Source organism: Vibrio sp. AK197, from assembly GCF_053903115.1.
In genome coordinates this window covers 1,285,202-1,306,341 of sequence record NZ_CP096429.1, presented here as the reverse complement: position 1 = coordinate 1,306,341, position 21,140 = coordinate 1,285,202, and the positions used below count along the sequence as shown (strand labels likewise).

The following is a 21,140-nucleotide window of genomic DNA, read 5'->3' as shown; positions in this document are numbered from 1 at the left end:
AGATGAGTAAGACATATAAAGGTTCTTGTTTGTGCGGAGGCATCCGGTTTTCTGTTAATGGTTTCAGTGAAAAAGCGGCAAACTGTTATTGCTCAATGTGTCGTAAATTTCATGGTGCAGCTTTTGGAACTTTGGTCGGAGTGCGAGGGTTAAAGTGGCTTTCAGGCGAGCAATTGTTAAAAGAGTTCGTTGCATCCAATGGTACTATTCGAACTTTCTGCTCCGAATGTGGTTCGAGTTTAGGCTTCCGTGTCAAAGGTTCAACTCATGATGAAATAGAGTTAGCTATCTCCACGTTCGACGACGATATACCAGTAAAAGTAGATGCCCAAATTTACACAGTGTATAAGGCAAATTGGTGTCACCTAGACCCTAAATTACCTGTGTTCACAGAGGGGCGTGAAGGTTAGGCGTACACCTTTGGGCTTGTTGCATAACAAACGCTTTAAGACGGATTCGCAACGCTTGGCGGTTTTGGTTTCATTCGGCTTTAGTGTTTACGGTGTAATGGTTTAGTGTCGTGGTAGCGTTGCTCACCACTTAAGCGGGCGTTATGTTTCACTTTGATTTAGAAGAAATAAAAGGTTTTCTGGCGCTTATTTCTTTGGTCTCTTTGGCAATTTGTTCGAGTTGTCTCAGCAATTCAATATTGTCTGCCCAAGTTCATGAATCCCTCAAAATAATTACGCTTCAACGTTCGTGGGTTGCTTCAATTTTAAATTGCGTCTGCGTGTTGATAATCAGTCTGGCTTAAAGTCGCTTTGGTTCTATTCCCCAATTAGCAAATCGGCAGCGGGGTTTTCGGCAATTTGGGTTTTGTTTTTCGCTGTTTTGAAAGCGACGCAATCGCTCGCTAAAAGCAATCAAAGTTGCCTCAATCAAATTCCTGAGTATTACACGTTTTGTATTTATCGTTTTTGTCGGACTAATCCACAACATCGTGTGACGCAAGTTAAACAATTCTTTATGCAATTCAGTTCTTTGCCATGTGAGCGAGTCAGTTGTGGTAAAACATAACAAAGTGTTTAAGAGGGATTCGTCAACGCGTGGCGTTTTCACTTCAAATCAGTTTAAGTGATTAAGGCGGTTATATTCGCTTTGGCGGTAGCGTTGTCTCACCCCTTAACACGGCGTTATGTGGTAGGAGAATATATTGGACATTAAACAGTTTGAGAATGAACTTGAAGTTGCTCTTGATAATTTGGAATTTGACGAATGGTCTGTATGTAGGCTGAGAATGGAATTTGCGGAAAGTATAATATCTAAGGTCGATTCTTTTAGATTAGTTGATGAAGTTTTAGAAATTGCATTGAGACAGTCAGATTCTTACGCAAAAAGTAGCTGCTTGGCACTTGCCTATGCTCTTTCGTTAAAATCCCAAACGACAGAGCTATCAAATTCTAGACGAGCGTTATTACTAAAAATCCAAAGTATGGCAGAGGCTACTATAAAAGTAGAGCTTGATAGCTTATTTAAATACTACCGCATTGAGCTAGCCACATAACAAACAATTAAACCGTGACTCACAACGCGAGGCATTCTTGGTTTGCAGGTGGGTTTGTGTTTACGGAGCAATGCAGGGGTCTTCGCGTAGCGTTGCTCGCACAGTTAATTGGGCGTTAGGTTTCAGAGGAAGTTTCGTGGAAATAAAAGACATACTACCCATTTTAGGTGTCGCTATAGGCTGGTTTCTTAGTGAGGTGGCAGGGGCTGTTAAATCGAGAAATCTTCGTCGACGTTCAATGCGTAAAGCTATTACATCATTATATAAACTGAACTTTGAAATGCTCGAGGTTAAAGGCGTACAAGAATATACCAGAAACCTAAGTACAGAACTTCAGGATTGGGAACGTGGTCGACAGAGAGCTTTTTCCCAGTATGCAGACAACTCTCAAGAATTTGAAAAAGAGCTTGATGAAGCGGTAATGTTAGTGTCTGAAGAGTATCCATTGATCGCTGTAAAGCTAAGTCAATTTATCCGGAAGTATCGCTTTATTAAGACTAAGAGTCTTGATGGTTTCATTGATAAAGAAGCAATATATTTGCAGCTTTTAGCAGGGAATGAAACAGGTCAACTAGCTGCACAGTATGTTGTGGAAAATAGCTTATTGAAAGTGGCATTTAGAGTAGATTTCTGGCTTTGGTGTACCTTGAAACTGGATATCCGAAAGTTTAAAAAAGGTATAAAATCTGGAGACATGATTCACTCTAGTCAGGCTTTCAATAAGAAGAGTGGTAAAAAAGAAAAAGTAGAAGAATCAACGCAAAAAACCTAACAAAGCATTGAAGAGTGATTCGCAACACTTGGCATTTTCGCTTCGCTCAAGTATAGCCAAGCGCCGCTCACACCTTAATGCGGCGTTATGTTTACTTGTATTTCAGTGGCTTAAAGCTTCTTCGAACTCTGTTCTTTGTCCCTTTGGCTGTTGGTCCGAGTTGTCTCAGCAAATCTCTATTGTCGACCCAATTTCGTGAACTTCTCAGCCCGTGAAACATGCCAATATTCGTGAGTTGCTTCATTTACAGGTCGTGTCGGTTGGGTTCTTGTTTAGCTGGCTTAAAGTCGCTTTGAGTTTTTTGCCAAGTAGTTTGTCGGCTTGGCAGTTGCCTCGGCAATTTAGCATTGTTCTGCGCTTTGGTTGGAAAGAGAGGGCGCTTGTTGAACGTTTGTCGGGTTGCCTCATTGGGCAGGGAAGTGGACTTATGCGCTTAAGGTTTGGCGCATCTGGAGGCCAAGTCGGCTCATACCGTGTGGTTTGCTTCAGAAAACTAGTTAGAAGCAGCAGTTCTTTCTCAAGTAAATCATGTGTTTGTGGTAAAACATAACAAACAATTTAAGAGGGATTCCCAACGCTTGGCACTTTTGCTTCTACTTCAATTTTAGTGGTTACGGTACAATGCTTTAGGTTGGGTGGTAGCGTTGCTCACCCCTTAATTGGGCGTTAGGCGAAGAGGTTCAGATGTACGATACAGTGATTTTTGATTACGGAAATACCTTGTGTGAAATGGGTAGTCTTTCAGGTTCGTTGAAAGCTGTTCTTAAATCGCAGCATGCTGAGAAAATTGGTGATTTGATAGAGCGAAGCATTCAAGAGCTGTATATACCCGAACAAGTGGAGCAACCAAATTGGATTGATGTATGGCAAAAGGCATTTCATGAGTACAAACTAGAATTTGACAAATCGATTGGTTTGAAACATTTGAATCACTTTGTAGATAGCGGTCGTCTTTATCAATACTCAATCCCGCTACTTGAAGCCCTTCATAATCAGGGAACAAAACTCATATTGCTGTCTAATGTAACGGGTAGTACAGAAGTGTTTCAACGTGACTTAATAAACCGAGGACTGTCTAAATATTTCGATAGCATAATTTGGTCTTCAGAAATTGGCTATAGGAAACCCAGCCGTCAGGCTTTTGAAATTGCATTAGAAAGAGTTGGAAGTTTGGCGAAAAATAGCATTATGGTTGGGGATAGTGAAATTGCCGATATTCGTGGAGCTCAACTAGTAGGTATTTCTACAGTGCTTATCTCAGATCTTAAAAACACAGAAAGCAGGGCAAGTCACGTGGTTAATCAAGCCAATGTTCTGGAGCTCCTAATTCGCCTAACAAACGGTTCAAGAGGGACTACCAACGCTTGGCGGTTTTAGTTCAAACTGGCTTTAGTGATTAAGGCGGTTATTTTTGGTTTAGCGCAATGCGTTGTTAGCCCCTTAACCGGGCGTTAGCAATCAAGGAGAAATTGAAGTTGAGTGGTTATCAATTGAATTTAGAAAATCAGCTGAACATGCTTGATGAAACTTGGGCTTCATTAATAAGTAATGGAGTCACCAACGAAACAGAGTTAGCTCTAGACTTTAGCTACTTATGTCCAAATAAAGCGTCAGCCATTCAACTAAACGATGCTCTTGGAAACTACGAGTCATTGATCAGAAGTGAGGGGTTTATTAACCGCTCATGGTTTGTTGAAGGATATTCTCACCCGACAACGGTAACCAAAGACATCCTTGTTCAATGGTTAGACTTTATGGTTGCAAAAGGTTGGGAGTTTCAATGTCTATTTGATGGTTTTGGGGCTTCGTTTAGTTAAATTGCTAACAAACTGTTCAAGTAGATTCGGCACGCTTGGCATTTTTAGTTTGCGATTAGTTGTGTGATTACTGAGTAGTGCAGAAGCATTTGTATAGCGTGCCTCACTACTTAACAGGGCGTTATGTACTTTTAGAATAAAACTAAACTATACAATAATAACAGGTAATAAAAATGTCGTTTCATAGACACAAGCTTTTCTATCATCGTTCATTGGCTTACAGACTATTTAAGCGCCATCACACTCATTTTAATGATATATATTGGTCTCATAAGACGGTGCTGGCACATACATTCTCTTCAACTGCAACTCATTCTATATCCGATCCGGCGAGCGCCTTATTTAATAAAGAAAAGGGAACAAGTCGTGGTGAACGTGAGTTAGGTACTTGGGCTGGGTGGTACAACGATTTTGACTCTTGGTCCCGCATGGCTTCAGTTGTAGCAATTGCTGGCTATCTAGAAACCTACATCGCACAAGTTGCAACTGCTGCGATGGAGTCAAATCCATCGCTCGTATTCGGCGGTGGTCCTGATATCGATGGTGCAACGTTTTTGAAGCATAATGACAATTATGATCTATACGATTATGCAGAGCCTCTCACACGTGGCGATTGGCAATCTAGGGTGTCGGCTTACAAAAAAATATTTGGTTCTTGTCCATTCGACCATCGAATATCTGATTTGGAAAAACTCAGACGACTAAGAAATGATGCAGGACATTCTTTTGGACGAGACATTAAGTCAATGAAATTCGCAGGCGATTGGCAAGTTAAGAAGCTAACTAAGATATCGGATAAAAAACTTGAGCTCTTTTTGGAGCTAGTAGAGACAGTTGCGGAATCAATTGAAAAACAGGTAGCGAGTAAGTATATAGGGCAATACGAGCTAGTAAAGGCGTATCACAACTGGCGTAAGGTAGAAAAAATCGAATCGACTGCCGAAGAGAAGTTAGTTGCCAAACGTTTTAGAGCATACGTTTTTGAGATGACATCTAACCCTTATCCAGCTGCAAAGCATCTAATGAGTTATTATGATGCGTTGTAATTGGGCACGTACATAACAAACTGTTTAAGAGTGATTCGCAACGCGTGGCATTTTTACTATGCGTTGGTTTTAGTGATTAAGGTGGTATGCGGCGGCTTAGGTATTGCGTTGCTCACACCTTAACAAGGCGTTATGAGGCATATGGATATTCAATTAATACAAATAGAAAGTGATGAGTTTGAAAGTCTATTTTCTGTTGTGAAACAGGGGATTTATTCGCATGTCGATGCCGTCTTTGGTTGGTGTGACGAGTTTCAGGCCAATCGTTTAAAAAGTGACTATGAGCCGCATTGGTTTCACTGGGTTTATTTCAATAACACACAAGTTGGAATGCTATGCTTCAAGCCTTACGACAATGCATTTCATGTACATTTACTTATTGTGTTTCCAGAATTTCAAAATCAAAAACTGGGTGAAAGGGTAATGAATATGGTTCAAGAAATAGCGCGAGAACAAGGGCGTAGTTACGTAACCTTATCAAGCTTTACTCGAAATGAGTCAGCGGTAAGGTTTTATAAATCTCTTGGATATGAGGTGACTGAAAGCGATGAAAACTTCCTTTCTCTGTCGCTTCGAGTTGCCTCATAACAAAGCGTTTAAGGCAGATTCGCAACGCATGGCATTCTTGGTTCAAATTGAGTTTTGTGTTTACGGTGTAATGGTTTAGGTTAGGTGTAGGCGTCGCTCACTACTTAACGCGGCGTTATGTTTTTGGAGGAAATCATGAATCACTGTTGTGATCAAATGAACTATTCATCGACTTTAGACTGCGACCAACATCAAGATGAGTTTTCATGTCCCGACGTTCTAATACTATATTTAGAAAAATTTGATGAGTACGGAATTATAATCCGGGATGGTGGTTGTAGCTTTTCAATGATTAATTACTGTCCTTGGTGTGGGGTTAAGTTGCCTGAGTCTAAGCGTGATTTGTGGTTCGATACATTAGAAAAACTAGGGTTTGATGATCCTACTGAACAGGATATTCCTGAAGAGTTCAATACAGGTAAATGGTACCAAACATAACAAAGCGTTTAAGACAGATTCGCAACGCTTGGCAGTTTCGCTTCGCTCAAGTATAGCCAAGCGTTGCTCACTACTTAACGCGGCGTTATGTTTCACTTTGATTTAGAAGAAATAAAAGGTTTCTTGGTGCTTATTTCTTTGGTCTCTTTGGCAATTTGTTCGAGTAGTCTCAGCAATTCAATATTGTCTGCCCAAGTTCATGAATTTCGCAACCGCTTTTATGCTTCAAAGTTTGTGGGTTGCTTCAATTCGAAGTCGCGTCTGCGCGTTGGTAATTGGGCTGGCTTAAAGTCGCTTTGGTTTAGTTTCCCAATTAGCAAATCTGCAGCGGGGCTTTCGGCAATTTGAGTTTTGTTTTTCGCTGTTTTGAAAGGAGTGCCATCACTTGCTGAAAGTCATCAAAGTTGCCTCAATCAAATTCCTGGGAATTACACGTTTTGTATTTATCGCTTTTGTCGGTTAATTCCACAACGTCGTGTGACGCAAGTTAAACAATTTCTTATGCAATTCAGTTCTTTGCCATGTGAGCAAGCCAGTTGTGGTAAAACATAACAAAGTGTTTAAGAGGGATTCGTCAACGCGTGGCGATTTCACTTCAAATCAGTTTAAGTGATTGAGTCGGTCATATCCACTTTGGCGGTAGCGTTGTCTCACCCCTTAACACTGGAATGATATAAAATTTTCCTATAAACCACAATGAACATTAATAAACCTAAAGATTATTATAATCAGTATGTTATATAATTTTGGTTTGTTCTGGGTTGTTCATTAAAGTCTCCCTTGGTACGATAATTCTGCTACATATTTGCTACACGTTAGGATGTGTTATGGCTATCAAGCAGAAGATCACCAATACCTCTATCAAGTCTCTCACCGTCGAGCAGGGACGTTTAAACGATACCGAAATCAGTGGCTTTCACGCTCGAATTTCTCCCAAAGGTTCTATCAAGTATTACCTCTATTATCGATTCAACGGAAAGCAGCGAAATTACCTGATTGGTTCGGCTGATTCACTGACGCCAGCCCAAGCACGTGATTTAGCAAAAGAGAAATCCGGATTAGTGGCAAGTGGGGTTGATGTTCAGGAATCTCGCCACGAAGCGAAACGGCTTGAAATGCGCAAGAGCCTAACGCTTGGCAAGTATTTGGAAGAGCACTATAAAGACTATTTGATTGCGATGAATCCCAAAAGGGCAAAGCAGTCTTATCAATGTGTAGCTAATAACTTTAAGCACCTTACCAACAAGCCATTAGATGAGATCAGTGCTTGGGATCTCCAGCAGTGGGTCACAGAGCGTCGAAAGGCTGGAAAGGCTCCTGCCACAATTACCTACGCTTTTAACCGGCTTAAGGCAGCGTTTAACCGCGCTGTTGAGTGGGAGTTTATCGATTCCCACAACCTCAACAACGTCAAACTTATCAAAGAAGATAACACTCGCATTCGCTACTTATCCCAAGAGGAAGAGCAAGCCTTATTGAGCGCGGTGAAAGAACGTGACAGACGTTTACGCGATACTCATCGTTCAGCTGTGCGCAATGATGTTAAAGGACGCTTTATCGATTACTTCGAGCCTTTGATCATCATGGCAATGCACACGGGGATGCGCAAAGGAGAAATGCTGACACTGAGTTGGGAGCATATTTCTATGGCCAACCGCTATCTAACGATCCGCTCAGAAAATGCTAAATCCAAAAAGAAACGGACTATCCCACTTAACGATACGGTTTATTCCATGCTGGAAGATTGGCGAGAGCAAAACCCAGAGACGGCGTTTGTCTTTGAGCAGCTCGGTGAGCCGCTTAAGTCGTTTCAGTATCCTTGGCAAACGGTGTTGAAGGAGGCGGGTATCGATGATTTTAGGTTTCATGACTTACGGCATCATTTTGCAAGTAAGCTTGTGATGGCGGGAGTGGATTTAAACATTGTTCGTGAATTACTCGGGCACGCCGATTTAAAAATGACACTTCGGTACGCGCATTTAGCGCCAGAGCATAAAGCGGCGGCGGTGAGTTTGATTGGATAAAGTATTTTATTATTAGAAAAATGTGATCTCTATACTAATTTTATAAATCGGACAAGGTACTAAGATTAGGGGATCTAACTATTTCAAGTCGCGATTATTTAAGTAATATGATCTAGTTTCCCTTTCTTTTAGGTAGAGTAAGTAGGTAACTAGTTTTGAATGAACTGTTAAAGTGCAATGTGCCATTTTTTTCATAGTCAGTATTATTGGTTGAATTTTCCAATATTTGAGATTTTGACATGGCATCGCAGGCATATTTATCCATAGAAAGTATTAATAGTGGCAGTTTAACTATGGGGTGTAATACACCGATATCTATGGGAAACAGTTTCCAAATTAATCACGTTAATGAAATTACTGTACTCTCGTTTTCTCATTCACTTGCTTATGATAAGCGTTCTATTCATGGGCCAATACAAATCGTTAAGAAGATTGACAAAAGCTCTCCTGTTCTAGCTCAAGCTTGTGCTGATGGGGAGGAATTGACTTGCCGGCTAACGTTCTATAGACCGAATGATAAGGGTGGCTCTGAGCTTTTTTACGAGATTAATCTAACAGGTGCCTTGATTCGTTCAATTTCTACACATATGCCCCATGTGATAGATTTCAACGATAACGAGTTTCAAGAAACCGTTGCTATTTCCTATCGTGATATCAACTGGCGACATGTAGCCGCAAATACAGGCGCTTACTCTTCATGGTTAACTGGCTTAGATTCATCAAAGGAATAGATAATGTCGTCAACCAGAAATGAAATGGATAAAGAGGAAATAAGAGTTGCAGTAAATGGATTACTTCGACAAGTAAATTCATATAGTACTGAGTTTTTATCTGATCCTTTGATACAGAACCAGTTTAGAGAAGAATATCGCTTTCTTGGCAAGTGTTTGCTCGATGATTATCAAAACGGTGTACTAGCAAAAAACAGAATTGTTAAGCTAGTTAAAAGGGAAAGACAAAGTCTAATTGATCAGTCTCTAGAACTTGGTAAGTATGGCATTGGACTAATCGCGGGAATAGGCCAGTTATCGACAGGGTATGGCCTGTGTATTACCAGTTCAATATTTTCTTTTGCAGGGGCATCTTGGTGTGCTAGTACCGGTGCTCCAATGATGCTTCATGGAGGAAATAACATATATGAAAATTCTTATAATATGACTGGGAATATTGTTCAAAATTGGCAGGGGCGATATACCGGACATTATGGGGATAACACAGGCATTGTAAAAAAAGGATATCGATATGCTGCCCAAAAGCTAGGGCTGGAAGTCAGAGATGGGGATGTAGCATATGCCACAGTAGATATTGCAACTAGTGCTTATGGCTTTGTTAATACGTTGAAGCCAGCAGTTAATGCGACTATATCTAATGTCAAACAGTTCAAATTATATTATTATGGTGCTCAGGACTACATTAAAGGGTGGAAAACAATGTCACGGAGTGCTTTGACGGTCGAAGGGATGGCAGATATAGAAACTATACGTAGTGCAGCGTACCCTTATTTTCATGATGAAGAAAAATGACATTACTATTATATATTACAATATCGTCACTTGGTTTAATTGTAGGAAACCTATTATCAGTAATCTACTTAAAATATAAGAAAAATATTTATATTATATTATATTATATTTTTACAGTTTATTGTGGTTCACAACATTATGCGATCATTTTTAATGAAAACTTTCATGAAAGCTGGTTTTTCATTGATTTAGGTAGTATGGATGTAAGTGGTCTCGTTAAGTCTATAGCAGTCATGTTTATTATTTTCACTATTATGACTATACCACCATCAAAGTTTTCCTTGATAAAGGATAAACTATTTAACCGTTAGTTTTTAAAAGCTTGTAAAACTAAGTTAGGATTCTTTTAATAATTTGAATTAGTTTAAAAATTATTAGTTTATCGTAAGGGTTTGAACTTAAGGAAATGTGAGTGATATATGTATATTTAGCTGTAAGTTTATTCGGTTTAATAGTGTGTAATATCTTGTCAGATGTATATGATACAAAAAGTAAGTCAGTCTATTTTTTTGTTTTCATTGTAATTTCTTTACCATTTGGGGGGCAGCACTTTTCGATATTTTTCGAAAGTCAGCCTGAAAATAACTGGTTGCTCTTGATACCAATGCAAGAGTTGAAAGTAGATAGTAAAATTTCTTTCTTGAGCCTTCTTTTCTTGGTTTTGCATGTTTTAACCATACCATCATCTAAAATAACCAAGTTATTTATATATGTGAGTAGTAAGTTAAATTAGAACTAAGATTAGATATTTTTATTGTTAAATAAATCTCAAAGTTCATTTTTTATAACCAGTAATAGGTCAAGAATTCTGTGATTAAAAACTTTAAGTCAACTTTTGCAAGTTTTGTTGTCGTAATAGCTTTAGCATATGCTTACTCTTTCATTAAACCCGAAGGGATAGCTCTTTCTGGTATTGAAAACTATGCTTATGTAGTGCCTAAAGGTGAAGCAAAAAGCATAGGGTTTGAATTGGCGAGAAGGAAAGACTACAGACAAGCCGAAGCTTTTTTTCTCCGATCGGCCGAGCGTGGTGATATATCCAGTCAACTCGCTTTAGGGGTATTGTATTACTATGATGATACAAAAGATCACTTTAAATTTGCTTACCAATGGTTTAGTAAAAATTCTAATAATCCTCTAGCCCAATACTTTTTAAGCCTTCATTATCTTTTTGGGGACTACGTTGCCAAGGATGAGCAACGCTCACTATTTTGGTTAAAACAGTCTGCCGATAAATCGTTTCCTGCTGCGCAATACAATCAAGCCGTCATGTATTTGAATAAGCATGACTATATTAATGCTTATTTATGGGCAAGCTATGCAAGAAAAAACGGCCTTTCAGACGCTGGTGATATCGTTAAAACCTCACTGAGAGAGATGACAGTGAAAGACAAAGCTTATGCAGAGCAAACGTATCTTGCTACGATAGATAACCACCTATGGCAAGCAAATGGCAATTTAGCACAACTGTTAGATGAGATGTTTTAAGCATGATAATTCAATCTCTTACTCTATATTCTCCAGAGAGCGGTGAATATGAAGCGCAATCAATTCGGACTCAGACAGACTTAAAGCAACAATTGACTCATCTGTTGAGTAAAGCCAATGTTGATCTCAGTGATATGGGGGAGGATGGCATTGAACTACCAGAGCTTATCGCCGAAGCTGATACAGACATTGGTAAGTTAGTTTTAAGTTACACTGTGCTCGAAAATGACAGTGGTTTACTTTCTTTCTACTTTAACGACCTTAAAAATAAATTGCGTGAGAAAGATATTGGGCATGTTGACCGAGTTAAATTAGAAAATGTTTTGATAAGTTGGCTATCGTTAGAACCCAAACGTTTTATTGATCAGTACCTACCCCCTCGCAAGACTTTCACTACCGTTACTTATACTACGGCGTCCATCATGGGGATCTTGTCGATATTTGGAGTTATATCGAGCATCTTTAGTGATATTGTTTATCGGGATGAAATGAGTACTATTTTTTGGCAAATTTGGTGTGTTGTTTATATTTTAGCGGGTGGAATGCTGCTCGCTTTGTATATGACAGATGAAGCCAAAGACCGAAGGCGCCTAATGCCAATGAGTCTATGGAAGGTTGTCCCGAGTCTCTTTCTCTTTAATGGTTTGCTGACATTTGGTTTGGTGTTCGCCGGAGGCAATATCGGGCATTGGCTGACGTCGAAACCCACTCAACAAGGCATTGTATTTGAGAGCAAAGCGCGTCATTACAGTAGCAAGTCGTGCAATGGTTCTGTTTATATCGAGCATTTCTCTGGTGCTCTGTGCTTAGAAAATAAACCTTACTGGGATTTGATTAAACCAGGCATGAAAGCGAATGCTACGGGTAACCTATCTTCTATTGGTTTGAGTATTGAAACAATCGAATTGTTACCCCCCAAAGTATATTAATCGCTATCTATGTTCATGGTTGTTTATACAGTGGTTTTAATGGTTTAATACGGCGTCTAAGACAGTCATTACTCAAAGGGAGAGAGTTGTGAACCCGCTTAAGCGCCGTTTCCTGCATTTATCAGAGCTCACCGAAAAGACCTATCTCACTCAAGGGGATGTGTTTGATGCCGTTAATAACCACTTAATGGCGTTATGCGCAGTAACCCAAGGTCAAAATTTCGGGGGCTACATTTCCCGCAGTGAGCGAGTTGTCGTCTCCATTTTCGATTATGGCGGCGTTGTTCGCTTGTCGATGCCGATGTCCAAACGCTTTACTGTTTCACTGGAAACGCATACCTGCGAAGATATATTGATTTTGGAGCCTGACCGCGTGTACCGTTGGCGTTCGGTTAACCAAACGTTTAATAGTGTTCAGGAAGCGAGTTTTTCCTATAAAAACGCCAGTTTTAAACAACCCACAGGTCCTTTTCTTGCCAGTACGGAAATCAGTACTGACTTAACCGTAAACAGTGTACTTGGTAAATACGCTGGAATGCTCTCCCGACTCATTCCCAATGAAAAAACTGAACAAATCGCCAATCAATATCCTGATACGGGTGGTCAGCGACTGAAAATCAAACCGCTTTCGGTTAAACCAGAGCAACTGCGCATTGATATCGACGATTTAATCGGTGTGTTTGGCGCTGAAAGCATTAAGGTGTCCGGTTACGGTTCGGTTATCGAAAGCACTTCGAGTACTATGTCAACGGTTAACCCAACGGTAGGTTCAACGGTTAAAAGTACTGAGTCAGTGCACTTAAGTTCGGTTAACGCACTTCCTAACGCCCCATTAGATTCGGTTAGTCAACGCACTGATGTTCGGTTAGGTTCGGTTACCCAACCGTTACTCACACACCCTATTGCATTAATCGCGTATCGTATTCTTCAACGTAACGCTCAAACCAGAGCCGATAAGGTTTGGGCAATGCTTCGGCAAGACGTTAACCAACACGATTTTAACCGGCACTATGACGTTGATTTAGTGGTTGAGAGTATTACGCAAGACAGTGTCACTTGGTTTGGGCGAGGCGATAGTGAAAACACCATGTCTTACGATTCATTTCGTAAAAACGTATTGGTGGATGTCCGTCGATTAGTCAAAGCAGAGCAAGCCGAAAAACTAACGTCGTCGTGAATGTCGTTGTTGGCGTCATATGACGTTGTGACCGGTTAAGTTGAAGTCTCAATGAACAACAGGAGACATCAACATGACAACAAGCACCGTTGTGAAACGCGCCTTCACTGAGCAAGAGACTGCTGCTTACATTGGAATGAGCCGCTCATTTTTACGCCAATCACGAATGGAAGGGCAACGCAAAAACCGCACCATGGCACCACCTTTCATTAAGATTGGTCGCGCTGTCCGTTACCTCAAAGAAGACCTCGACCAATGGTTAGAAAGTCATACTAAACGCGACCACCTCTCACAAAAGGAGGGCACCTATGTTTAATGACGACAACGAGCCCGACTTTCCTCATGTGAAGTATAAAGAATCAGGACAACGCATTGTGCTTAATACTGCTGATAATCTTAAGGCGCTACTTGATAGCGCCGGATACGAAGCGAAGCACAATAAAATGACGTTAGAGCCCGATATCTTCAAAGACAACCAATTAGCAGGAGCGCAGGAAGAAGTGCGCAGTGAGCTGATTTCTTTGGCTTCGATTTATTCTATGCCTCGAAGTGCGATAGATGACCACTTTAGCGCATTAGCGTTAAAAAATCGGTATCACCCAATAGCAGATTGGCTACATGGAACGTGGGACGGTGTAGCAAGGGTTAACGCTGCCTTAAGCTGTCTGAAAGCCAAGCATCCTGAGCTTTCTAATGCGGTGTTGCTACACTGGTTAGTCGGCTGTGTAGCATGTTTATTCGTTGGTAACTTTAAATCCAAATTGGTGCCCGTACTACAAGGGGAGCAGTCGTTTAAGAAAACGGCATTTGTCGAGCGCATTGCTAACGTGATGCCTAATGCGTTTCTGGAAGGGGCAGAGCTTAACCCTGACAACAAAGACAGCGTGTTATCGGTGATTCGTTCTTGGATTGTCGAACTTGGCGAGTTAGAGCGCTCGACCAAAAACTGCCAAGGGGCACTGAAAGCGTTTGTCACACGCTCGAAAGATACGGTAAGGCCGCCCTATGCGCGCACTGACATTAAGAAAGAGCGTCAAACCAATCTGATTGCAACGGTCAACGGTACGGACTTCTTAAAAGACGAGACAGGAAACACGCGTTACGCGGTGATTGAATTGGTCGATGAAACCGATATGGAGACGTTAAATTACATTCTCGGATGGGAATATCAGCCAACAGGGGAGTTAACCCTCAAAGAGCCTGAGAAACTGCGTCAGTTCTGGTTAGAGGTGAAACATCAATTTATGGTCAAGCATCATCCTTGGATGTTACCTGCCGCGCTACAGGCGCAAGTCTCACAGGAATCTGCCAAGTACGTCGATAAAGGGAACTGGTACAACTTATTGAATGACCACTTAGCTGACTGTCACGGTAAAGCAAAAGAGTGGCTTTCTACCAAACAAGTGTGCGAGCTTTTACGAGTCGATGCTTCAAAGGGTAGTGTGCTTGGCAAAGCACTGAACCAACTCCATAAGGAAGGACGAATCGAGAAGAAACTGAAAAATGGCTACAACCAATATCTCTTCCCCACGGTTACTCCCCACATTCCATTTCAGTAAGTTGCCAAATTAACCCCACCTCCCCCACTTGCCTCACTGATTCAGTGGGGGAGGTGGGGCAAGTGGGGTAAGTTTTAAGACTTTGAGTTTGATGAATCACTGTATTTCAGTCGTTAACAAAAAATTGAGGCGTAGGTCGAAGCTAGCACGAGTTAGATATGTTTCAATGTGCATATCCAATGGGCGGGCGAAATCATGGCAAAAAAGAATGATGGGATTATTTGGCATCTTATGGATGCGCCGTGGCGGCTCAGTCTTATTGTCGCCGCCATTGTCTATATTAGTTTGAGTATTGTGCTGCCTACCTTAGCCAAGAGTACAGGGAATATGGTTTTTGATGCCATAGCGCCAAACCTAAGCCTAATCGCTCCTTATCTCGCTTTTCTTTTTTTAATTCCCGCTCTTATTGCGTTTATTAAGCAATTCAACAGACGGCGCCACAACATGCGAAATAGCCCATCGAGGCACAACAGAACCATTAAAGAGCCTGACATGGTTAGAGTTTGAAAGCTATATCGGAGAATTCTTTAAGCAGCAAGGCTATGAAGTTAAACAAGCGTTCTCTCAAAAGCCTGACGGTGGCGTTGATATATGGATGAGAAAAGATGGGGAACTGACATTAGTGCAATGCAAGCATTGGAAGACTTGCAAAGTGGGCGTTCCAATATTGCGAGAGATGTATGCCGTAATGATAGAGCACAGTGCCAGCAAGATGATCGTGGTGACGTCAGGTGACTTTACCTCTGAAGCGGTGAAATACGCCTTGGATAAAAAGCTATGGCTGATAAATGGTGGCGATCTCGTGGATATGATTGAACTTGCACAACATTGCCGAACTGAGACGAAAACGAAAGCAGAGTTGCCTGCTGAGCCTGAACTTATCTGTCCAAGCTGTCATTCAACACTGGTAAAGCGAACCGCAAAAAGAGGGGGTAATAAAGGTCGGGCGTTTTATGGGTGCTCTGCCTATCCAAGGTGCCGTTATACAAAAAATATCGGTGTGATGTGATGAATGGGAATGCATTAACTAGAAAGGAATTGCCCCAAAACTGTTTATATCAAGATTCCTGACCACTTTCTCATGCCAGTTCTTGACCTACATATACTAATAGCAGATTATGAGCTTAGTTGAGCACTTATGATTATTCAGACATGTTCTGCAATTTAAAGGAAGAATCAGACCTTTAGAACAGTATGGTGCTGCTATAGTGACTGTATTTTCTGAAGATCTTATAAAGACAATGAAGGAAGTTATAAATTGACAACATCATTAAGAGAACAAGCTTTAAAATTTGGTAAAATTAAAGAAGTTGACGGTGCCGCAATTATACTTCATGCAGATGTTCTAGAGCGCGAGTTTCAAAGTATAAAGCACTGCGCTGAGGTTGGTGCCTATGTTAACTGTGGCGGAGCACACGGCAATACAATTTGTACCATAAGCAAAGTTCAGATAACTGAAGTTGAGAGAACAAAAAGATCAAATGATGGACTTGAAATTGTTAGGGAAGAGAGGAAAGTAGTAACGCTCTCAATATTGGGTTGTGCTATCAATGGTAAGTTTAATCGAGGTACCAAACGTCTTCCCACAATAAATTGTGATACATATTTTCTTAGCAGTGACCAAGTAAACCAATTAATAGGCATAGACCTAAATGAAGACAAAGAGCACTTTTGTGTTACTGATCCAAACGATGACGATCAAACGTATTTAAACTTAGATAAGCTAATGGGGCGGCATACCGCCATATTAGGTACTACTGGTAGTGGTAAAAGTTGCACCGTCGCATCGATAGTTCAATCGATATTATCAAGCTATGAGTGTCCTAGAATATTATTTTTTGATATTCATAATGAATACCCTTCAGCATTTGGCTATAACGATAAAGCACCAAACGAAGACTTTAAAAATAGAACAAATGCAATTCCTTGGAATGATTTTACACTTCCATACTGGTTTTTAGATTTAGAAGAGTTCTTCGGTGTTTATAATCTTGAGCCTGGTTCTAATCAGAAAGCCATAATAAAAAGGCTTATAACGAAACAAAAAGAAATAGAAGCTAAAAAGCAAAATATTGATGGTGTAGTCGTTTCTGCAGACACACCAATTTTTTTCAGTATTGATACTCTTTTAGATGAAATAATAGCGGAAAAGGACTCTCAAAATAATGCTACTAATAAGAAACCATATGAGAGTCTTATTCTTAAAATCCAAGCTGTACGTCATGATACTCGTTACTCATTTCTTCATCGTAAAATTGATGATGAAACATCAATAGTCGAATATTTTGAATTTATTTTAGGCTTATCTGAATCTGAAGCATATTTAAATATATTAGATTTAAGTGGCTTGCCAGCAGAAGTAAGAGCTGTTTGTGTGGGCGTTATTTCAAGATTATGTTTCGACTTTAAATATTGGGATTTAGACCCTGAAAATATCCCTCTTAACTTAATACTAGAAGAGGCTCACACCTACATTCCAGAAGATAGCGATTCAAAGTTCAATATAGCAAAAGAACGAGTTGAGAGAATTGCAAAAGAAGGGAGGAAGTATGGTGTTGGTTTGACCGTTGTTACTCAACGCCCATCAAATGTTTCAACAACTGTCTTATCTCAATGCGGAACATATATAACCCTTCGACTTACCAATGATCTAGACCAAAACAAGATTAAAAGGTTGTTGCCAGATACATTAGCTGGTCAAGTTGACTTCTTACCTAGTCTTAGAGACGGCGAGGCATTTGTTTCTGGAGACTCAATTAATTTACCAAGAAAAGTTCAATTTAAGGTGCCTAACCCAATGCCTAGAAGTAATGACGTTAGATATCATAAATCTTGGAAACTAGGGAAGCCTGAAACCTATTCATTAAAAGCTTTAGTTGACTCTTGGCATAAGCAGGACAAATCTAAATGAAGATTGACTCTATAAAACTTTGTGGTTGGCGCTCATATGATTTAAATGGCGTTTATATAAGCGGATTAAAGTCGATAAACCTATTTATTGGACCAAATAATTCAGGGAAATCTAATTTAGCCAAATATTTTAATTACTTAAAAAGTATAGCTAGTGAAAATCTGAATACTGGAACTGCGATTTCAGTTGCCACTGAACTTGATGAAAGCCAAACATGGGGTTGGGGAAAGGAGAAAATTAACTGTGAAATTTCACTTTCAAACGATAATACCTTCACGGAAGATGATAAAATTTCTTATGCGGTAAGTGAGAATAAAGTTACGCTAGACTGCTACCATGATGTTAGTTCTAATACATCTGTTTTAAACATGAAGGTTAATGGTAAGCCGATCTTCAATGATAGTAATTTAATCTGTTCTGATTTGGAAGAAAATACATGGATAGACCCGACAGACGATGTAGCAGGGTTTAGTGATAATGAATTTTATTGGAGAAGCTTCTTAAATTCATTGGTATTTGTTGACCCTATTCGACATTACTCGAGAAATTCGAATAATGAGCAAAGATACTATTTTGATGGCGCAAAAATTATTGAAGAACTTGATAAGTTAAGAGTCGACAGAGCAACTCCGTCAAACTGGGCTGGATATAAAAGACAAATTAAGAAGTGGCTAACTGATATTTTGTCTGAGGAAGTAACTAATATTGATGTTATAGATAAGGATTTAAATCTTGAATTTGCATCAGGGCTATCCTTTTCTTTAGATCAGTTAGGTACTGGGGTCTCTCAAATAGTAATGTTGCTTTCACACCTTTGGATTAACAAGGAAGTCAATTTAAACGTTTTTCTCGAAGAACCAGAAGCCAATTTACACCCAGAAGCTGTCGTTAAACTTATAAGTATTTTTGAGAAAGAGCTAATTAATCATAGATTTTTTATTACTACTCATTCTCCATCCCTTATTGACTGCCTAAATGAAAACTGGGCTGTATACAGAACTTTAAAATCGCCCAATGGCGCAAGCTCAATTACCCCAAATGACAATATAATCAAGTATTATGAAACATTAGATTCATTGGGCGTAAAAGCATCTCAAATACTTCAATCTAATACTGTTTTATGGGTTGAAGGGCCTAGTGATAGGATTTACTTGAAAAAATGGATTGATATATATTCTGACGGAGAACTGAAAGAAGGAAAAGACTACTCCTTCTTGTACTTTGGTGGTGCAAACTTAGCCTCTTTCACAGTACTAGATGATATTGGTGAAAATCTAATTAATATTTTTAGTACCAGTAGGAAGGCATGCTTGATTGCCGATTCTGATTGTTCTTCGCAAACAGACCGAGATGATGAGGGTTTTAAAGCATATCTAAGTTCTATGTTGAATAGACTCCGAACAGCCAATGCTAATAATGCTGGTTTAGATTCAACATTAGATGATTATGTCAAAGTGTGGATTACGGAAGGTCGTGAGATTGAGAATTATATTTGCAAAGATTTACTCTTTGATATTTTAACTAGCCAAGGTTTCAAGCGTGAATCAATTGGCAAGCAAAATAACCATAAGAAACTGTCGTTAAAATCAACTCAAGCTTCAGACTTTATATTCGAAAAATTTGATTCATTCGATAAATCTATTTCCGATTGTTATCAATTTGATGATAATACTCCGCTAGATTCCCTTTCATTGAATAATATTGCTTTAAGTTATGCAAGCAAAAAAGTACCTATTGCTAAAGCGGTAGTCGATAAGCTCGATAAAACACATTGTTCGATGCTTGACCTAGAAAATAAACTGAAAGATTTAGTTGATTTTATTCGGAAATAGTTCGGTTGGAATCGGCCATTTAACAAGGCCATTAAGTTGGATTCGTAACAGCTTGCTCGGTTCCACTTCGTTTCACATTTTAGAAAGCTATTACTCACCACTCATAGCGGCGTTAATCCATAGAAATTTTTATACGAAACTGACGAATTAGAGTTAATGCTTTAACTCAGATATGTCCAAAAGAGTGCCTGAGAGCAGAAAAGCGTTGTTTATAGTTCTTGGGCAATTTTGCAGCTACACATTTGCTACATGATTTTTGTTTTTTGTGTGAGATTTTAATTTAAGTTATTGATTTAAAATAATTTTGTGTAAGTTTTGTCACGCATTAACACGGCGTTATGTGAAAAGAGGATTTATGGAACTTAGAGCGTTTATAAAAGAGTCAATCAAAGACATTATGGGTGGTGTTCATGATGCGCAGTTGGAAATTGAATATGGAGAAGTCGTTCCTAAATCTAGTACTAAACTCTCTGTAATTGAAACGGGCTTAACTAGCATACAAGCTATCGATTTTGAAGTATCAGTCAATGTTGTTGAAAATGCAGGTAGTGAGGCCAAGCTAAACGTCGTGGCCGCAGTGGTGAATGGTGGAGTTAAAGGTAATAGTTCAAATTCATCGGGTCATACAGCAACTTTGAGCTTTAAGGTTCCAGTCAAAATGCCAGTTCACAATCAGAGTAAATCAGACACAGAGTAAAGCTATCACTCGTGTTGTGATATTTCACATAACAAGGTGTTTAAGAGGGATTCGTCAACGCGTGGCATTTTCAATTCAAATTAACTTAAGTGCCTAAAGCGCTCATATCCGCTTTGGTGGTAGCGTTGTCTCACCCCTTAACAAGGCGTTATGTATTTTGAAGAATAAGCGGTAAAAATGAGTAAAAATCGATTGATTTCACAGTATAAAAAAATGAACCTCGAACAGCTGGAAGAGGAACTCCTATCTCCTTATCTAGCTGAAAATTTGAGGGAAATTGTGCTAACAGAAATATCGTTGCGCCGTAGTAGGGAGATTACTTGGCATACCATTTTGTCGTTAGTTCTTTCGGTATTTGCTTTGTTAATCTCATTAGCTACTGGTTGGGATTCAATAGTTTCATGGTTATCGTGAGCACATACATAACAAACAATTTAAGAGTGATTCAGCACGCTTGGCATTTTTGGTTTGGATTTAGTTCAGTGTTTACGGTCGTCAAATTGAGTTCTGTGGTGGCGTGCTTCACACCTTAATTGGGCGTTATGTTTCACTTTGATTTAGAAGAAATAAAAGGTTTTTTGGCGCTTATTTCTTTGACCTCTTTGGCAATTCTTTCGAGTTGTCTCAGCAATTCAATATTGTCTGCCCAAGTTCATGAATTCCTCAAACATAATCACGCTTCAAAGTTCGTGGGTTGCTTCAATTTGAAATCGCGTCTGCGTGTTGAAAATTGGGTTGGCTTAAAGTCGCTTTGGTTCTATTCCTCAATTAGCAAACCGGCAGCGGGGCTTTCGGCAATTTGAGTTTTGTCTTTCGCTGTTTTGAAAGAGACTCT

The 21,140-nt window shown here is 39.7% G+C and carries 19 protein-coding genes and 1 pseudogene; all 20 read left to right on the top strand.

Annotation, left to right across the window (positions count from 1 at the left end; translation table 11 throughout):
• The first annotated feature begins 2 nt into the window (after positions 1–2).
• The 20 genes and pseudogenes from M1D72_RS05965 to M1D72_RS05870 all read left to right on the top strand — a co-directional run bounded on the left by M1D72_RS05965 (position 3) and on the right by M1D72_RS05870 (position 20,305).
• A complete protein-coding gene (locus tag M1D72_RS05965) occupies positions 3–410 on the top strand; it encodes a GFA family protein (protein ID WP_193061373.1) in 408 nt (135 codons plus the stop codon).
• A 743-nt stretch (positions 411–1,153) separates the two neighbouring features.
• Complete coding sequence (locus M1D72_RS05960) at positions 1,154–1,504, top strand: hypothetical protein (protein WP_456294879.1); 351 nt, start codon at positions 1,154–1,156, stop codon at positions 1,502–1,504.
• A 136-nt stretch (positions 1,505–1,640) separates the two neighbouring features.
• On the top strand, positions 1,641–2,276 hold the full coding sequence (locus tag M1D72_RS05955; RefSeq protein WP_456294906.1) for a hypothetical protein: 636 nt from the start codon (positions 1,641–1,643) through the stop codon (positions 2,274–2,276).
• Positions 2,277–2,960: 684 nt separating this feature from the next.
• On the top strand, positions 2,961–3,653 hold the full coding sequence (locus M1D72_RS05950) for an HAD family hydrolase (RefSeq protein WP_456294905.1): 693 nt from the start codon (positions 2,961–2,963) through the stop codon (positions 3,651–3,653).
• Between the two features lie 98 nt (positions 3,654–3,751).
• On the top strand, positions 3,752–4,093 hold the full coding sequence (locus M1D72_RS05945; RefSeq protein WP_456294904.1) for a hypothetical protein: 342 nt from the start codon (positions 3,752–3,754) through the stop codon (positions 4,091–4,093).
• A gap of 173 nt (positions 4,094–4,266) precedes the next feature.
• Positions 4,267–5,139, top strand: a complete 873-nt coding sequence (locus M1D72_RS05940) for a hypothetical protein (RefSeq protein WP_456294903.1) — start codon at positions 4,267–4,269, stop codon at positions 5,137–5,139.
• A gap of 132 nt (positions 5,140–5,271) precedes the next feature.
• Complete coding sequence (locus M1D72_RS05935) at positions 5,272–5,727, top strand: GNAT family N-acetyltransferase (protein WP_456294902.1); 456 nt, start codon at positions 5,272–5,274, stop codon at positions 5,725–5,727.
• 117 nt (positions 5,728–5,844) lie between these two features.
• Complete coding sequence (locus tag M1D72_RS05930; protein WP_456294901.1) at positions 5,845–6,165, top strand: DUF6980 family protein; 321 nt, start codon at positions 5,845–5,847, stop codon at positions 6,163–6,165.
• An 827-nt stretch (positions 6,166–6,992) separates the two neighbouring features.
• A complete protein-coding gene (locus tag M1D72_RS05925) occupies positions 6,993–8,189 on the top strand; it encodes a tyrosine-type recombinase/integrase (RefSeq protein WP_456294900.1) in 1,197 nt (398 codons plus the stop codon).
• Positions 8,190–8,428: 239 nt separating this feature from the next.
• On the top strand, positions 8,429–8,920 hold the full coding sequence (locus M1D72_RS05920) for an Hcp family type VI secretion system effector (RefSeq protein WP_456294899.1): 492 nt from the start codon (positions 8,429–8,431) through the stop codon (positions 8,918–8,920).
• A 3-nt stretch (positions 8,921–8,923) separates the two neighbouring features.
• The gene (locus M1D72_RS05915) at positions 8,924–9,712 is read left to right on the top strand and encodes a DUF4225 domain-containing protein (RefSeq protein ID WP_456294898.1); all 789 of its coding nucleotides are present in this window, start codon (positions 8,924–8,926) and stop codon (positions 9,710–9,712) included.
• 810 nt (positions 9,713–10,522) lie between these two features.
• A complete protein-coding gene (locus M1D72_RS05910; RefSeq protein WP_456294897.1) occupies positions 10,523–11,200 on the top strand; it encodes a tetratricopeptide repeat protein in 678 nt (225 codons plus the stop codon).
• Positions 11,201–11,202: 2 nt separating this feature from the next.
• The gene (locus M1D72_RS05905; RefSeq protein ID WP_456294896.1) at positions 11,203–12,129 is read left to right on the top strand and encodes a hypothetical protein; all 927 of its coding nucleotides are present in this window, start codon (positions 11,203–11,205) and stop codon (positions 12,127–12,129) included.
• 88 nt (positions 12,130–12,217) lie between these two features.
• A complete protein-coding gene (locus M1D72_RS05900; protein ID WP_456294895.1) occupies positions 12,218–13,306 on the top strand; it encodes a hypothetical protein in 1,089 nt (362 codons plus the stop codon).
• A 73-nt stretch (positions 13,307–13,379) separates the two neighbouring features.
• Complete coding sequence (locus M1D72_RS05895; protein ID WP_093277252.1) at positions 13,380–13,622, top strand: helix-turn-helix transcriptional regulator; 243 nt, start codon at positions 13,380–13,382, stop codon at positions 13,620–13,622.
• Positions 13,615–14,865 carry a VapE domain-containing protein gene (locus M1D72_RS05890; RefSeq protein ID WP_456294894.1) on the top strand — a complete coding sequence of 417 codons (1,251 nt, stop codon included), beginning with the start codon at positions 13,615–13,617 and terminating at the stop codon, positions 14,863–14,865. The genes M1D72_RS05895 and M1D72_RS05890 overlap by 8 nt, the downstream gene beginning before the upstream one ends.
• A 195-nt stretch (positions 14,866–15,060) precedes the next feature.
• Positions 15,061–15,874, top strand: a pseudogene (locus M1D72_RS05885) (restriction endonuclease).
• Positions 15,875–16,123: 249 nt separating this feature from the next.
• Positions 16,124–17,776: an ATP-binding protein gene (locus tag M1D72_RS05880; protein WP_456294893.1), complete on the top strand. Its 1,653-nt coding sequence runs from the start codon at positions 16,124–16,126 to the stop codon at positions 17,774–17,776.
• Positions 17,773–19,608, top strand: a complete 1,836-nt coding sequence (locus M1D72_RS05875; RefSeq protein ID WP_456294892.1) for an ATP-dependent nuclease — start codon at positions 17,773–17,775, stop codon at positions 19,606–19,608. Before M1D72_RS05880 ends, M1D72_RS05875 begins: the two co-directional genes overlap by 4 nt.
• Before the next feature lie 355 nt (positions 19,609–19,963).
• Positions 19,964–20,305, top strand: a complete 342-nt coding sequence (locus M1D72_RS05870; RefSeq protein ID WP_104979332.1) for a trypco2 family protein — start codon at positions 19,964–19,966, stop codon at positions 20,303–20,305.
• Positions 20,306–21,140: the final 835 nt, after the last annotated feature.

Excerpts from the sequence above, each read along its gene's own strand:
- M1D72_RS05875 (WP_456294892.1), top strand. The coding sequence starts at position 17,773 with ATGAAGATTGACTCTATAAAACTTTGTGGTTGGCGCTCATATGATTTA.
- M1D72_RS05950 (WP_456294905.1), top strand. The coding sequence starts at position 2,961 with ATGTACGATACAGTGATTTTTGATTACGGAAATACCTTGTGTGAAATG.
- M1D72_RS05905 (WP_456294896.1), top strand. The coding sequence starts at position 11,203 with ATGATAATTCAATCTCTTACTCTATATTCTCCAGAGAGCGGTGAATAT.
- M1D72_RS05940 (WP_456294903.1), top strand. The coding sequence starts at position 4,267 with ATGTCGTTTCATAGACACAAGCTTTTCTATCATCGTTCATTGGCTTAC.
- M1D72_RS05930 (WP_456294901.1), top strand. The coding sequence starts at position 5,845 with ATGTTTTTGGAGGAAATCATGAATCACTGTTGTGATCAAATGAACTAT.
- M1D72_RS05870 (WP_104979332.1), top strand. The coding sequence starts at position 19,964 with ATGGAACTTAGAGCGTTTATAAAAGAGTCAATCAAAGACATTATGGGT.
- M1D72_RS05920 (WP_456294899.1), top strand. The coding sequence starts at position 8,429 with ATGGCATCGCAGGCATATTTATCCATAGAAAGTATTAATAGTGGCAGT.
- M1D72_RS05895 (WP_093277252.1), top strand. The coding sequence starts at position 13,380 with ATGACAACAAGCACCGTTGTGAAACGCGCCTTCACTGAGCAAGAGACT.
- M1D72_RS05935 (WP_456294902.1), top strand. The coding sequence starts at position 5,272 with ATGAGGCATATGGATATTCAATTAATACAAATAGAAAGTGATGAGTTT.
- M1D72_RS05890 (WP_456294894.1), top strand. The coding sequence starts at position 13,615 with ATGTTTAATGACGACAACGAGCCCGACTTTCCTCATGTGAAGTATAAA.
- M1D72_RS05915 (WP_456294898.1), top strand. The coding sequence starts at position 8,924 with ATGTCGTCAACCAGAAATGAAATGGATAAAGAGGAAATAAGAGTTGCA.
- M1D72_RS05925 (WP_456294900.1), top strand. The coding sequence starts at position 6,993 with ATGGCTATCAAGCAGAAGATCACCAATACCTCTATCAAGTCTCTCACC.
- M1D72_RS05965 (WP_193061373.1), top strand. The coding sequence starts at position 3 with ATGAGTAAGACATATAAAGGTTCTTGTTTGTGCGGAGGCATCCGGTTT.